A 14,140-nucleotide genomic window follows, 5' to 3' on the forward strand; every position below is an offset into this window, starting at 1 on the left:
ATTTTCCCGGTACGGTGCGCAAGGCCCGCCATGAAGATGCCCCGCCAGCGGGCAAGGCTCAATCGCCCGTTGCGGCAAGCGCAGGGAGGAAACCGTGAAATCCATTAAAATCAAAATCATGCTGGGACTTTTTCTGGCGGTCACCGTGCCCATGGCCCTGGTGTTCGGCTTGCTTTTCCGGGCGTTTTACACCCAGACCGTGGGGCAGCGCATCGACGCCATCACGCGCGAAATCAACCAGCTCGACAATGCCATGACCATCTTCATGGACCAGGGCAAGGAGAACGTGGTGCTGCTCGCGGACGCGCCCCTGCTGCGCCGGGTGGACGCCACGCTCAGCTCCTACGTCGGCACCAGGGAGAAGACCAAGGCCATCCCCCGCGACGACGACGCCACGGGCAAGGCGATCATGGCCGCGTACCAGGAAATGCAGAAGACCCACCCGGCGTATGTGGAAGTCTACTTCGGCTCCGAGGGCGGCGGCTTCGTCTCCAGTCTGCCGGACCCCATTCCCGCCGGCTACGACCCGCGCAAGCGCCCCTGGTATCTGGACGCCCTGGCCGCGCCGGACCGCCCCGTCATCTCCAAGGCCTACATGTCCACGACCGGCGAGGCCGTGGTCGGCATCGCCAAGGTGGCCTCCGAGGGCGGGAAGCGCATCGGCACGGTCGGCGTGGACATTTCACTCAAGGTCCTCACGGACATCGTCAAGGAGATCAAGATCGGCCGCTCCGGGTATGTGGTGTTTGTCCAAAACGACGGCGTGGTCATCTCCAACCCCCGCGACGCGAAACAAAACTTCAAGAAAATCGGAGAGCTCGGCATCCCGGGCCTCACGCAGGCCTTTGACCTCGGCTCGGGGCATGCGGTGGTGGAACTCGGCGGCGAGCGCTTCCTCGCCCTGGGCCACGACGCGCCCAAGCTCGGCTGGAAATTTCTCACCTTCGTCAGCGAAGACGAGGTGGTGGGGCCGGTGCGCGCGCTCATGTGGCAGGCCGGGGCCGCCATTATCGGCATCCTGCTGCTGATCGGCGTTTTCATCTCCGTCTTCCTGCAAAAGGAGATCTTCCGGCCCATGACCCGCATCATCGGCCAGCTGCGGGCCATCGGCGAAGGCCGCTACGACGCGCGGCTGCGCGTGCGCCGCAGCGACGAAGTGGGCCAGGTCTACGAGGCCCTCAACCAGACCGCAGAAACCCTGGCCGCCAATGTCGGCGAGATCGAGCAGCGCCGCGCCGAGGCCGAGCGCACGGCCCGCGAGGCCGAGGAGGCGCGCCGCCAGGCCGAGGAAGCCCGCGCCAAGGCCGAATCGGCCAAGGCCTCGGGCATGCTCCATGCGGCGGAACGGCTCAAGGGCGTGGTCGGCATCGTGTCCACGGCGTCGGGCGAACTGTCGGCCCAGATCGAAGAGGCGAGCCGGGGGGCCGGCCACCAGTCCGGCCGCATCAACGAGACGGCCACGGCCGTGGAGGAGATGTCCGCCTCGGTCCTGGAGATCGCGCGAAACGCCGGCGCGACCGCCTCCCTGGCCGACAGGACGCGCGAAGCCGCCGCCGGGGGCAGGACGCAGATGGAAAAGGTGCAAACCGACGCGCGCGGCATCCACGACGGCTTCCAGGAGGTTTACGCCTCGGTGTCGGCGCTCTCGGCCAAGGCCGACGGCATCGGTTCCATCGCCCGGACCATTGAGGACATCGCCGACCAGACCAATCTGCTGGCCCTCAATGCCGCCATCGAGGCGGCCCGCGCCGGCGAGGCCGGCCGCGGCTTCGCCGTGGTCGCGGACGAGGTCAGAAAGCTCGCCGAAAAGACCATGAGCGCCACCAAGGAGGTCGGCGAGGCCGTTTCCGGCATCCAGCAGGGCGTGGGCGGCACGCTCGGCGGCATGGACCGCACCAGGCAGGTCGTGGCCCAGTCCATGACACAAACCGAAGCGGCGGCCGCGGGGCTCGACGCCATCCTGGCGCTTGTCGGCGAATCCACGGACCAGGTGCGCTCCATCGCCACGGCGGCCGAACAGCAGTCCGCCGCAACCGAGGAGATCAACCGCCATATCGACGAGATCAACGGCATCTCCAGCGAAACGGCCGAGGCCATGCGCCACGCCGCCGGGGCCGTGGCCGAGCTCGCGCGCCAGACCGAGGCCCTGCGCGAACTCATCGCCTCCCTGGAGGAGGAAAGCGGCGGCGGCGGCGCGCGGGCCCTCGGCATGTAGATTCGAAAACCGATGCACGAGCCCGCGCTCTTCGCCCTGGCCGGGATCCTGACCCTGGGCACGCGAAACGGCCCCGTTCCCGAATCCCGGGCGCGGGGCCGTTTCGCGTGCGAGGGCGAGGCCGCCTAGATGCGCACCTTGATGACCGCAAGCAGGTCGTTGACGTAGCCGCCGTCGCGTTTGTACTCGCGATACCCGGCGCTGTGGGAGCAGCCCACGGCGTAGAGCTTGTCGCCGTCGGCAACGAGGTGGGACGTGGACTGGCCGCAGTGCAGCTGGCAGAAGACGCCGGCCAGGTCCACCATGTCGCCGGGCGCGTGCTCGGGGTTGGTCGAGGCGACGATGCGGCCGCCGGCTTCCACGAACATGCCTTCCGAGCCGTCCAGGATGCGCCCTGCCCCGTCGCGGGGCAGGGCGTCGTGCAGCATGGACAGGAACTGGGGCTCGGAGTCGAACACGATGCCGATGCCGCCGAGCACCGTGTCGGGCCGGTTGAGCGAGGTGATGGCCGCGTTGTAGATGTAGGTGTGGCGCTCGCGCCCCTGGTCCGCGTAGAGGTCCGTGGCCTCGAAGTCCGAGACGCGGTAGAGTTGGGAATCGGTGAGCGTCAGGGTTTCGGCGACGCAACGCATGTGGAGCGCGCGGCCTTCCTGCCGGTGCTCGTCGGGGTTGGAGCAGGCCAGGATGCGGCCTTCGCGGTCGTAGACGAAGAGGTTGGTGTACACCGTGTAGAGGCTGTTGATGTAGGCCAGGATCTCGCGCATGCGGGCGCGGTCGGATTCGGCCAGGGGCGGGGTTTCAAGCATGCGCCGGAAATCCGAGGTCAGCGCCCACCAGCGGCAGTCGTTGGCCCGCTCGTAGAGGTTGCGGTCCATGATGTCGATGGCCAGGGCGGCCAGGAACCGGACGTCGTGCAGGCGCGAGGACGTGACGAGCTTCAAAAGGCCCCCGGTCGAGGTCTGGAACACCTGCTGCACCTGGTCGCCGATCTTCTTGACCTCGTTTAAGACATGGGGCAGGGCCTGCGCCTCGACCCGTTCCGAGGCATCGGCCTGGACGGATTTCTTGGCGGCCATGATCTCGCCGTTTTGCACCACGAGCTGCAAATCCGACAGCACGTTCTCCGAGGCCTCCTCGACCTGGATGAGGCGCGCGGAAAAGATGGCGTTGCGCCGGATGGCGGCCTCGTCCAGGCCATGGCCGTTGGTGCCGTTTTGAAACGCCGTGGCCACGCGCTTGAGCACCTGGCCGTACCAGGGCAGGCCGAAAAAGCCCTGGTAGCCCTTGGTGGGCAGGGTCTTGGACAGGTAGGCCTCGCCGCCAAGCTGGGCCATGGCGAAATCGTCGCGCAGGGCCATGTTGTAGGTGCGCCCGCGCGGCGCGCGCGCCGGGTCGCTCGTGGCGATGGCCCGGCCGGTCTCATCGAGGATGAGGATGACGATGTCCTCGGACGAGCGCTTGAGGTTTTCGAAGATGCTCGCCATCTCGCCGTCGAAATCGAAGACCAGGCAGAGTACGCCGAGCGCCGCGCCGCTGGCGGGGTGCCTGATGGCCTGGGAGTAGACCAGGGCCTCGCCGCGCCTCGGGAGCAGGTCGGTCTCCCGGTAGGTCTCGACGTAGGACGGCGCGGCGAGCGTTTCGGCCAGCAGGGGATCGGCGCTGCGCACGACGGGATTGTCCTGGTCCAGGTGGGCGCGCACGACTCCGGCCGTGTCGCAGACGATGATCTCGCTGTAGACGGTGTACTTTTCCCGGTACTCGCGCAGCCGCTCCACGATGCGCGCCACGGCGCCCTGGTCGTCCTCGCCGCCCGCGAGGAACCGGACGAGGTCGTCGTCGGTGGCCAGGAAGCCGACGTCGGCCGTGCGCTCGAAAAGATTGCGCTTGAGGATGTCGATGGCGACCTGCGCCACGGCCGTGATTTCCAGGACCACCTTCTGGGTGTTTTCCAACACCAGCGTGTCCACGAGGTTTTTTTGCAGGGATGTGAAATTGTCCTGGGTGCTGATGATGAAATCGATCAGCGTCTGGGCGATGCGGCTGCAATTGATCTTGCCGGTCAGGGTCGCCCGGGTCCACTGGCGGTCCAGGCGGCTGAGCACGCCCTGGCAGTTCTCGACGCCGGTCATGGCGTGCAGCAGGGATTGTTCGTGTTTCTTGAGCAGTTCTTTGTTCATTGGGGCAGCCTCCGATAGGCACGTCTCCTTGTGGCGCCCGTCTGCGCCGACGCAGGGGCGGCATGCCGCGTCGCGGCAACGGGCCGGGTCTGGTCCTATGCTCCCCGGAAGCAGCGGCGGCGACGTGTAAACCGCTGGAACGGGGCGGACTGTTGCGGCGTTTTACATTTCGGGCATTCCTCCTTTGGGATGAGTGACCGATAGCGTTGCGCGCAAGGTGCGGCATCGCGATCGTTGTGCGTTTCCGTGACGATTTCTTTCGGTTCCGTTCGCCAGTTCTGCGTGGAAAGGAGAGTTGCTGCAGTCTGTTAGGATGTTGCCTCGTGTGCGCGCCGTGGTGTTGGGCATACGGCCGTCACGCAGGGAGCCCTGTGCGGCTGCCGCTCAGGGCGGCAGAGCCCCGTTGCGTCCCATTGCAGCATTGTAAGACATTTTTGTCAATGATTTAAGACGAGAATCACTCTTCTTCAAGAGATCGCGATGGCGCTTCGCATCCGCGCCTGTCGGCGGCCGGCATAAAAAAGGGCGCGGCCGAAGCCGCGCCCTGCATGGCTGGGAAAGGCAGGCTATTTCTCGGCGCTTGCCGGGCCGCCGGGCACGTTGCGCGGCCCGAGGATCTGGTCGTTGACGATCTCAATCTTGGCCGCGTCCTGCACGGTTTTGAGGTAGGCGTTGAAGAGCTCCGTGCGCTTGGTCTGGGTCAGGGTCTGGAGCCAGCGTTCCTTTTCCTTGTCCCACAGGGCGGCATCGGCCGGCACGCGCTTGTTGAGGCCCGCCAGCACGTAGCCGTCGGTCACGGCGTAGGCCGTGTGGAACCAGCCCGACTCCTTGGCCTCGAAGGCAGTCTGCGCGAGCACGGGCGCCATGCCGAGGCCGGGGATGAAGCCCTGGCGGGTGAACGGCTGGGACACGGCGATCTTGTCCTTGTACTCGGCCAGCACCTTCTGCCGGCCTTCGGGCGTCTCCATGGCCTTGGCCAGTTCTTCGGCCTTGGCCCGGGCCCGCTTCTGGCCCTCGTCGGCGGTCAGGCGGTCTTTTATGACGTCCGTGACCGCGTCCAGGGGTTCGAAGCCCGCGGGCTTCACGTCGGCCACGCGGGCCATGATGAAGCCGTCCTGGGTGGACAGCGGCGTGTCGGCCGCCTCGCCCTTCTTCATCTTGAACAGCGTGCCCACGGCCTGTTCGGAAAGGCCCAGGGCCGGGGGCGGGGTCTGCTGGTCGAAGAAGTCCGAGGTGGCGAGCTTGAGCTTCTCCTCGCCGGCGGCCTTGCCCAGGTCCTCGCCCGAGGCGACCTTTTCCTGGATGGAATCCAGAGCCTTGGTCAGCCTGTCGGAAGCCTTGCGCTCGGCCAGTTCGGCGCGGATGTCGTCCTTGACCTCGGCCAGGGCCTTTTCCCCGGCGGCCTGATGGTCCCCGGCCTGGATCAGGTGCAGGCCCAGGCTCGTGCGCACGGGCTCGCTGATTTCGTTCTTTTTGAGGGCGAAGGCCTTTTCCTCGAACGCCCCGAACTCCTTGGGCAGGCTTCCCTTGGGCAGCCAAGCCCAGTCCTCGCCGATGAGCCCTTCGGGATTGTTGGGGTTTTTCGGCAAAAGCGTGGCGAAGTCCGCGCCGGCCTTGAGCTTGGCGGCCAGGTCCTTGAGTTTGGCCTCGGCCGCGGCCACGGCTTCCTTGGACGCGTCCGGGGGCAGCATGATGAGGAAGTGGCGCACTTGCACCTGTTCCGGCTTGGCGTACTTCTTGCGGTTGGCCTCGTAGGCGGCCGCGATGTCGGCGTCCGTGACCTCGTCGGGCTTGGCCAGGGCCTTGGGCGTGAACTCCACGAAGTCGATCTTGACCTGGGCGGGCGTGGCGAACTGGTCCTTGCGCGCCTCGTAGTAGGCCTTGATCTGGTCGGCCGTGGGCGCGAAGCCCTTGGTGAAGTCCTCGGCCTTGAAGGGGATGTAGTCGATGACGGCCTGCTCGCGCATGAAGTCGAAAATGGAACGCGCCTCGGCGTCGGTCACCGTGGCCGGCATGCCCACGTAGGCGGCGAGCTTTTCCAGGAGCAGGTTCTGGCGGAAGTCGTCCTCGAACTCGCCCGGGGTCACGCCGTTGGCCTTGAGCAGGTTCTCGTAACGTTTGGCGTCGAACTGCTTGGATTCGTTCTGGAAGGCAGGAATCTTGGCGATCTCGGCGCGCAGCTCGTCGGCGCTGACCGCGATGCCGAGCTTTTTCGCCTGCCCTTCCAGCAGCCGGGTGGTCACGAGGTTGCTGAACACCTGCCAGCGAAAGCCCCCGTCCTGGAGCTGCTTGTCCGTGACATCGGGGTTTTTGCTTTTCACCAGGCGCAGGTTCTCCTGGTAGGCCTTTTCATAATCCTTGATCAGCAGGGGCTCGCCGTCGACGGTGGCCAGCACCGTCGCCTTGTCGCCCCGGAAACTGCCCACGCCCCAGAAGACGAAGACGATGATGATCAGTCCGAAGACGATCTTGATGCCCCAGGATTGGGCGTGTTTGCGCATCGGATCAAGCATGGTTTCTCCTCGGTGGGGAGCGGGGGCGTTAGCCGCGCGCGCTCCGGACCCGGTTAAGCAGGCCGCCGGCCCGGATGATCTCCAGTTCCTGGGCGGTCAGGTCGTTTTTCACGGCGACTTCGCCCACGCCTTCCACGGTCATCGTGGTCGTGCCGCCGGGCGTGATGGGCCCCGTGGCCAGGGTGATCGCCGCGCCCTGGGGGATGCGGCCGTAATCGGCGGGGTCGGCCAGAAGCAGCGGCAGGATGCCGAAATTGACCAGATTGGCCCGGTGGATGCGGGCCAGGGATTTGGCCACCACCGCGGCGACGCCGAGGTAGCGCGGCCCGAGCGCCGCGTGTTCGCGGCTCGAGCCCTGGCCGTAGTTCTCGCCGCCGAGGATGATGCCCTTGCCGAGCTTCTTGATGCGCGGCACGAACTCGGCGTCCACCCGGCTGAAGATGTATTCGCTGATGGCCGGGATGTTGGAGCGCAGCGCCGTGATCTGCGCGCCGGCCGGCAGGATGTGGTCCGTGGTGATGTCGTCGCCGACCTTGAGCGCCACCTTGGCTGCGACGACCTCGGGCAACGGCGTGAAAGGCGGCAGCGGGGCGATGTTCGGGCCGCGGCGGATCTCCACGTCGCCGCCGTCGGCCGGCGGATACAGGAACAGGCTGCGGATGTCCGGGGCGTCGGCCGGCAGTTCGGCCTTGGCCGGGGCCTCGCCCCAGGTGGCCGGGTCGGAGAACTCGCCGCGAAGCGCGGTCACGGCCGCCACCTGCGGGCTGACCAGGTACACTTTCGCATCCTGGGTGCCCGAGCGGCCCTCGAAATTGCGGTTGAAGGTGCGCGCGCTGACGCCCCCGGAGACCGGCGAGCCGCCCATGCCGATGCACGGCCCGCAGGCGCACTCCAGGATGCGCGCGCCGGCGTCGAGCAGGGCGTCGATGCGGCCCTTGGCCGCGAGCATCTTGAGCACCTGCTTGGAGCCCGGGGCGATCAGCAGGTCGGTCGTGGGATCGACGCGCTTGCCCTCCAGGATGTCGGCCACGGCCATGAGGTCGGCGTAGGAGGAGTTGGTGCACGAGCCGATGCAGGACTGGTCGACCTTCATGCCGGCAAGCGCGGCGATGGTCGTCGCCCGGTCGGGCATGTGCGGCGCGGCGGCCATGGGCACGAGCGCCGACAGGTCGATCTCCACCACCTCGTCGTAGGTCGCGTCCGGGTCGGCGGCAAGCGGCGTGAAGTCGCCGGGGCGGCCCATGGCGGTCAGGAACGCCCTGGTCGCGTCGTCGCTCGGGAAAATGGAGGTCGTTGCCCCGAGTTCCGCGCCCATGTTGGTGATGACCGCGCGCTCGGGCACCGACAGCGTGGCCACGCCCGGGCCGGCGTACTCGATGACCTTGCCGACGCCGCCCTTGACCGTGAGCATGCCAAGCAGCTTCAGGATCACGTCCTTGGCCGTGGCCCAACCCGTAAGCGCCCCCGTCAGGTTGACCTTGACCACCTTGGGCATGGCGATGACGTAGGCTTCGCCGGCCATGGCCAAAGCCACCGACAGGCCGCCCGCGCCCATGGCCATGGCGCCCACGCCGCCGGCCGTCGGCGTGTGGGAGTCGGAACCCACCAGCGTCTTGCCGGGCTTGGCGAAGTTCTCCAGGTGCAACTGGTGGCAGATGCCCGTGCCGGGGGGCGAGAAGATGATGCCGTACTTGGCGGCCACGGTGCGCAGGTAGGCGTGGTCATCGGGATTGCGGAAGCCCATCTGCAGGGTGTTATGGTCCACATAGCTCACGGAAAGCTCGGTGCGCACGCGGGGCAGGCCGATGGCTTCGAACTGGAGGTAGGCCATGGTGCCCGTGGCGTCCTGCGTGAGCGTCTGGTCGATGCGCAGGGCGATTTCGGATCCCGGCGTCATTTCGCCGGAAACAAGATGGTCCTTGATGATCTTTTGCGTCAGATTCAACGGCATGGGAGGTCCTTTTGGCTGTCGGGAAAGGGAGAAATGTCCGGCCTGCATGCCTTCCCCGGACGGCGAAGTCAAGGGGCGGCCCCGGTGCGCCGGGCCGGGAGCGGCTTGTTCCCGAAGCGTGTTGACGCGACCGGGAAACAGGCGCACAGGGGTAAGGTCAGAAAAAAGGAGCGCCTTATGGATTTCAAGGATGTCATGACGGCGCGCCGGGCCGTCAACTTCTTCGACCCCGAGCGCGACGTGCCCCAGGCCGACCTGGACGCGATGCTCGACACCGCCGTGCGCGCGCCCTCGGGCTTCAACCTCCAGCCCTGGAAAGTGGCGGTACTGCGCGACCCGGTCCGGAAAGCCAAACTGCGCGCCCTGGCCTGGGACCAGCCCAAAGTCACCGAAGCGCCCGTCGTGCTCATGTTCCTGGCCGATACCCAGGCCTGGAAGATGTACGAGCCCTCCTTCGAGCGCCAGTTCTCCTTCCTCATGCAATCCGGCCGCTACAAGCCGGAACAGCGCGACGCCTTCGCCGCGTCCGTGCACAGCCTCTACGGCGAAACCCCGGAGAAATCCCTGGCCTTCGGCGTCAAGAACACCGCCTTTCTCGCCATGACCTTCATGTACGTCGCCGCCGACGCAGGCTATGTCACCCACCCCATGGACGGGTTCGACCACGACGGCGTGCGTGCCGCCTTCGGCATCCCCGACCGTTTCTGGATTCCCCTGCTCATGGCCGTGGGGCACCTCAAGCCAGGCGTTGCGATCGCGCCGCCCAAATGGCGCTTCAGCCCGGACGATATCCTCTATACCCTGCCCGAATAGGGCGTCGGAGTTCCGCCATGCGCAAGACCCTTCTCGCCATCGTGTGCCTCGCCACATTCGGCCTCGTCCCGGCGGCCGGCTTCGCCCAGCCCGCCAATTCCCTGCTGCTGTCCCCGTCCGCCGAGCCGGCCGCGCCCGTGCTCGACGGCAAAACCCTCGATCCGCCCCATACTTCCACGACGTTCTGGATACGCCACATCGTCGCGCCCGTGGCCGGCCGCTTCGACGCGGCCGCCGGCACCATCGATATCCCCGCCAAGGATCCGGCCAAAGGCCACGTCGCCTTCACCGTGCAAACCAAAAGCGTGGACACCGGCGTCGCCGCCCGGGACAAGCACCTCAATACGCCGGAATTCCTGGACAGCGCCAACTACCCCGAAATGAAGTTCGCAAGCGAACGCATCGTCGCGGCCGGCAAGGGCATTTATACCGTCACCGGCAAACTCACCATCAAGGACGTGACCAAAACCGTCTCCATCCCCATCAAATATCTCGGCACCAAGCCCAACCCCATGATGCCCTGCGTGGACGCCTCTGGCTACGAGGCCCATCTGTCGCTCAACCGGCTGGAATACCACGTCGGCACGGGCAAATACTTCAAAATGGGCGCTGTCGGCGACATGGTCGATATCAGCCTCGCCGGCGAAACCCTGGCCAAACGGCCAGGGTGCGTGAAAGGAGAGTAGGAGGAGACGGGGAGAGGGGAAGAAGAGGAAGAGAGAAGATGCCTCCGGCGGCCAGGAGGGGATCATCCCCTCCTGGACCTCCCCGACGGGGGAGTGGCAAGCGGGAGGGAGGACGGTCGGCATGCGGTGCGACGGGGTTTGTGGTCGCGGAAATGGGCCGGCCCCGCAGGCCGCAAAGCCGGCCAGCACGGCCGGCCCATTTCCGCGACCACGGGCGCCAGCGGCGAAGCGCCGCATCTGAAGATTAGGTCAGTAGAATTCCTCCAAACTCGCCCTGAAAGGGCGACGGCCTGGGGCCGGAATTCCCCCTGCCGCGCCTGCCGCGAAAGCGGCGGCAGCGGCAGGGGAAATTCCGGCCCCATCTTCGTACCGTCAACGCCAGCCCTTCCGGTGACCGCAGTCCCTTCCGCGGCACGACGCCGGCCGGGGGGACCGGGGGGAGTGACTCCCCCCGGCGGGGTCTGGGCAGCGCCCTGGCAGGGGCCGGCGGCGCGCCCCGGTTGTTCGCTTTCGAGCATGGCGTTATAGGGGAGAAAAAGCCATTGACCGGGGGTGACGGTGAGACGGATCGGCGTTATGGCGCTTGTATTTTCCCTGGGGTGCGGGGCTGCGGCGCAGGCAGCGCCGATGCGTGTGACGGCTCGGGAGCAGCCTCATGCGCAGCCCCATGTGCAGCCACGGGAGCAGGGGCAGGACCAGGGTCGGGAGGTGATGCTCCAGACCATCGGCATGCTGGCCGGCCAGGGGCTGGTGCTGGGGCACGAGGCGCTGGCCGGGGTGTATGTCCGCTACGACAAACGGCTGCTTTCCCAGGAGGATGCCGCGCGCGCGGCGGCGGATCAGTTGCGTTACGCCGACTGGGTGCTGGGTGTCTTCAAGGGCCGGCTCATGCGTGAGCTCAAGGAGCAGGAGCGCAAGGATCTGACGCTGTTGATCGGGTTTTACGAGGTGGAGCGGCAGGCGGCCCAGGCGCTCGTGACATACGTCAAGGAAGGCGGCGCGAAGAACCGTGAGGCGTTCGAGGCGTTGCAGGAGCGGGTGGCGGCCGTGATTCGCCAGATCAGCCTTGGCGGCGCGTCGTGACCGGGCCGGGGCATTGCCGCCGCGTCACTTGCCTTTGCACGGCGAGTGTGCCAGAGAGGACATTGTGGGGGTTCACCGTGTGTTGCGCGTATATCCCCAACGAGGAGAGGCTATGAAGAAACTGCTTTGCCTGTTGCTGCTGGCCGGCTTCCTGGCTGCCACAATGGTGGTCGTGCGGGATGCCGAGGCCCGGCCGCCCTGTCCCCCCGGGTATTTCTGGGACGGCCCGCGCGGCTGCATGCCCATGCCGTACTATCCGCCGCCTCCGGCCTACTATCCGCCGCCGCCGGCGTATGTGCCGCCGGCCTGTCCGCCAGGGACATTTTGGCGGGCCGGGGCCTGCCGGCCGGTTCCTCCGGCTCCGGGCGTGCGGGTGTATCTGCCGCCCATTTACATAGGGCCTTAGCCAAGGTGCTTCTTCGCGGCCGCCTGGAGTTATCCGGGCGGCCGCGTTATTCCGGGGCCACGGCGCACAAGAGCCCCCGCAGTTGGTAGGAGCCGAAGGCGGGGTCGTAGGGGGGCGCGTCGCTTGTGAGCACGTTGGCGTTGGAAGCGAGCGCATCGAACCCGTCTTCTTCCCGTTCGGGGAACCACCAGCCGTGGTCCACGCTGACCACGCCTTCCATGATGTCCTCCGTCACCTTGGCCCGCATGCGGATTTCGCCGCGCGGGCTTTTCACGCGCATCCACGCGCCGTCCGTGATGCCGTAGCGCGCCGCGGTTCGCGGCCCGAGTTCGGCCAGGGGATCGGGCCGGCGGGCGCGCAGGCGTGCGATCTGCCGGCCGTCGCTGTGGAAAAATTCCGGCCGCCTGGCCCCGGTGGTGAGCACGAGCGGGTACTCACGCGCCGTTTGCGGCGCGGAGACCGGGCTTTCCGGCGGTTCGGCGAAGGAGGGCAGGGGATCGTAGCCCAGGCGCGCGAGCGCCTTGCAGGAAAGCTCCACCTTGCGGCTCGGCGTGCGGAAGCCTTTTTCCCGGTAGCGGTGGTAGGCGGGCGGGGCCATGACCATGAAGCGCTCGGCCAGCTCTTCGAAGGTGAGCCCGATGGGGGCCAGGCGCTGGTTCAGGATGTCCGTGAGGTTTTCGTCCGCGCCGGGCAGGTCGAGGCGTTGCGCCAGGTCGCTGAGGATCAGCTCGTTTTGGCGGCATTCGCCCACGGTTGCGAGCTTGCGGTGGGCGAAGACGGCCCGGGGCGCGACAAAGGGCAGTTCGATGATCTGGTCGATCTCGGGCCAGTAGGCCGACGGCAGCACGTAGTCGGCCATGGCGGCGGTCGGCGTCATGAAATGGTCGGCGACGACGAGCAGGTCGAGCGCCTTGAGCGCCTCGAGCACGCCCCGGGTGTTGGCGACCGTGGCCAGGGGGTTGTTGCCGAAAACGAGCAGCGCGCGCACGCGGTAGGGTTCGCCCGTGCGCATGGCCGCAAAAAGCCCCGGGATGTGCGCAGCGGGCATGAAGGCGCGAAAGCCGCCGAGGAGTTTGAAGCGGTTCGCGCCGATGCGCTTGGCGAGCGCCTCCGGGGGCAGGGCCTGTCGCAGCACGGGATAGGCCCCGACGAGGTCGCTGCCGAAGACGTCGCCGCCGGGCACGTCGAGGTTGCCGGTCAGGCCCCGCAGCAGGGCCACGGCGCGCACGGTTTGCAGGCTGTTGGGGTTTTGTTCCAGGGACACGCCCCAGTCGAGGATGGACGGGCGGTCCGTGGCGTAGCGGTGCGCCGCCTCCAGCATGGCCCCGGCCGGCACGCCGGTGACCGCCTCGGCCCAGGCGGGCGTGGCCGAGGCCACGCGCGTACGCAGGTCGGCAAACCCCGCGCCGTAGGCTTCCACGAACTCCTTGTCGTACCAGCCTTCCTCGATCACGGCACGCAGCATGGCCAGGGCGAGCGCCGCGTCCGTGCCCGGGCGGATGGGTAGCCACAGGCCGCAGCGCCTCGCCGTTTCGCTGCGCCGGGGGTCCACGGCGATGCCGAACGCCCCCCGCGCCAATGCGTCGCGCACGGGGAAGGCCAGCTTGCCGTCCGGGCCGGAAACCAGGGGGTTGTGGCCCCAGAAGAGGATGGTGCGCGGCGGCGTGTCGCCGTAGTAGTCGCCCGTGACGAAGCCGCCGTAGGTGAGGTTGGAGACGGTGATGCGCGGGATGTAGCAGTTGGCCAGTCCCGGCTCGTACCAGTTGGGCGTGCCGAAGGTGTTGGCGAAGCGGATGACGTGGAAGTAGTGGTGCCGCCCCGTGCCCTGCCCGAGCGCCACGGATTCGGGGCCGGACTCGCGCCGGAAGCGGTCCAGGCGCGCGGCGATGTCGGCAAGGGCCTCGTCCCAGGAGACGGGGGCGAATTTCCCCTCGCCGCGCGCGCCCGTGCGCTTGAGCGGCCGGGTGAGCCTGTCGGGGTGGTGCATGGCCTGGGGCGTGGAAAGGCCCTTGACGCACATGCGGCCGCGATTAAACGGCGAGCCCGGCCAGGGCCGCACGCGCACGACCCTGCCGTCCGCGACCGTCACCCGGGCGGCGCAACCGCCGTGGCACACGCGGCAGATGCTGCGAAATTCCCCGTCGCAAGGGGGCGTAGGACTGGGCAGGGGAAGCCTCCGGCGGCCAAAGGGTTTTCGCCCTTTGGAATCCCCATAAAAGGTCAAACCTGGCAAGGATTCCTTGCGTCTTGTTCCGGGCGATCCGGCCGTCGCACGCGGGGCGTATGTCCCACAGGG

General features: G+C 67.4%; 9 protein-coding genes. 5 read left to right on the forward strand and 4 right to left on the reverse strand.

Annotated features, from left to right (window positions below; genetic code table 11):
- The first annotated feature begins 94 nt into the window (after positions 1-94).
- Positions 95-2,215 carry a methyl-accepting chemotaxis protein gene (locus Q368_RS0118745; protein ID WP_029460581.1) on the forward strand — a complete coding sequence of 707 codons (2,121 nt, stop codon included), beginning with the start codon at positions 95-97 and terminating at the stop codon, positions 2,213-2,215.
- Positions 2,216-2,340: 125 nt separating this feature from the next.
- On the opposite strand, the gene Q368_RS0118755 is transcribed toward Q368_RS0118745, so the two are convergent.
- From Q368_RS0118755 to Q368_RS0118765, 3 genes are all read right to left on the reverse strand, one after another.
- Positions 2,341-4,392: a cache domain-containing protein gene (locus Q368_RS0118755; RefSeq protein WP_029460582.1), complete on the reverse strand. Its 2,052-nt coding sequence runs from the start codon at positions 4,390-4,392 to the stop codon at positions 2,341-2,343.
- 566 nt (positions 4,393-4,958) lie between these two features.
- A complete protein-coding gene (locus tag Q368_RS0118760) occupies positions 4,959-6,905 on the reverse strand; it encodes a SurA N-terminal domain-containing protein (RefSeq protein ID WP_029460583.1) in 1,947 nt (648 codons plus the stop codon).
- A gap of 28 nt (positions 6,906-6,933) precedes the next feature.
- Entirely contained in the window at positions 6,934-8,856 is a 1,923-nt protein-coding gene (locus Q368_RS0118765) for an aconitate hydratase (protein WP_029460584.1), read from the reverse strand.
- 177 nt (positions 8,857-9,033) lie between these two features.
- Between Q368_RS0118765 and Q368_RS0118770 the strand changes: the two genes are divergently transcribed.
- The 4 genes from Q368_RS0118770 to Q368_RS0118785 all read left to right on the forward strand — a co-directional run bounded on the left by Q368_RS0118770 (position 9,034) and on the right by Q368_RS0118785 (position 11,844).
- Positions 9,034-9,669, forward strand: coding sequence for a nitroreductase family protein (locus tag Q368_RS0118770; RefSeq protein WP_029460585.1), 636 nt, complete (start codon positions 9,034-9,036; stop codon positions 9,667-9,669).
- Positions 9,670-9,686: 17 nt separating this feature from the next.
- Positions 9,687-10,355 (forward strand): YceI family protein, encoded by a 669-nt coding sequence (locus tag Q368_RS0118775; RefSeq protein WP_029460586.1) that lies wholly within the window; start codon positions 9,687-9,689, stop codon positions 10,353-10,355.
- A 669-nt stretch (positions 10,356-11,024) separates the two neighbouring features.
- The gene (locus Q368_RS0118780) at positions 11,025-11,438 is read left to right on the forward strand and encodes a hypothetical protein (protein ID WP_156955792.1); all 414 of its coding nucleotides are present in this window, start codon (positions 11,025-11,027) and stop codon (positions 11,436-11,438) included.
- Positions 11,439-11,550: 112 nt separating this feature from the next.
- Positions 11,551-11,844, forward strand: coding sequence for a hypothetical protein (locus tag Q368_RS0118785; protein WP_029460588.1), 294 nt, complete (start codon positions 11,551-11,553; stop codon positions 11,842-11,844).
- A gap of 46 nt (positions 11,845-11,890) precedes the next feature.
- Here the strand turns inward: Q368_RS0118785 and Q368_RS0118790 are convergent, their stop codons facing one another.
- Positions 11,891-14,011, reverse strand: coding sequence for a molybdopterin-containing oxidoreductase family protein (locus tag Q368_RS0118790; protein ID WP_052360297.1), 2,121 nt, complete (start codon positions 14,009-14,011; stop codon positions 11,891-11,893).
- Positions 14,012-14,140 lie beyond the last annotated feature (129 nt).

It is taken from the genome of Solidesulfovibrio alcoholivorans DSM 5433 (assembly GCF_000702665.1).
Lineage (GTDB): Bacteria > Desulfobacterota > Desulfovibrionia > Desulfovibrionales > Desulfovibrionaceae > Solidesulfovibrio > Solidesulfovibrio alcoholivorans.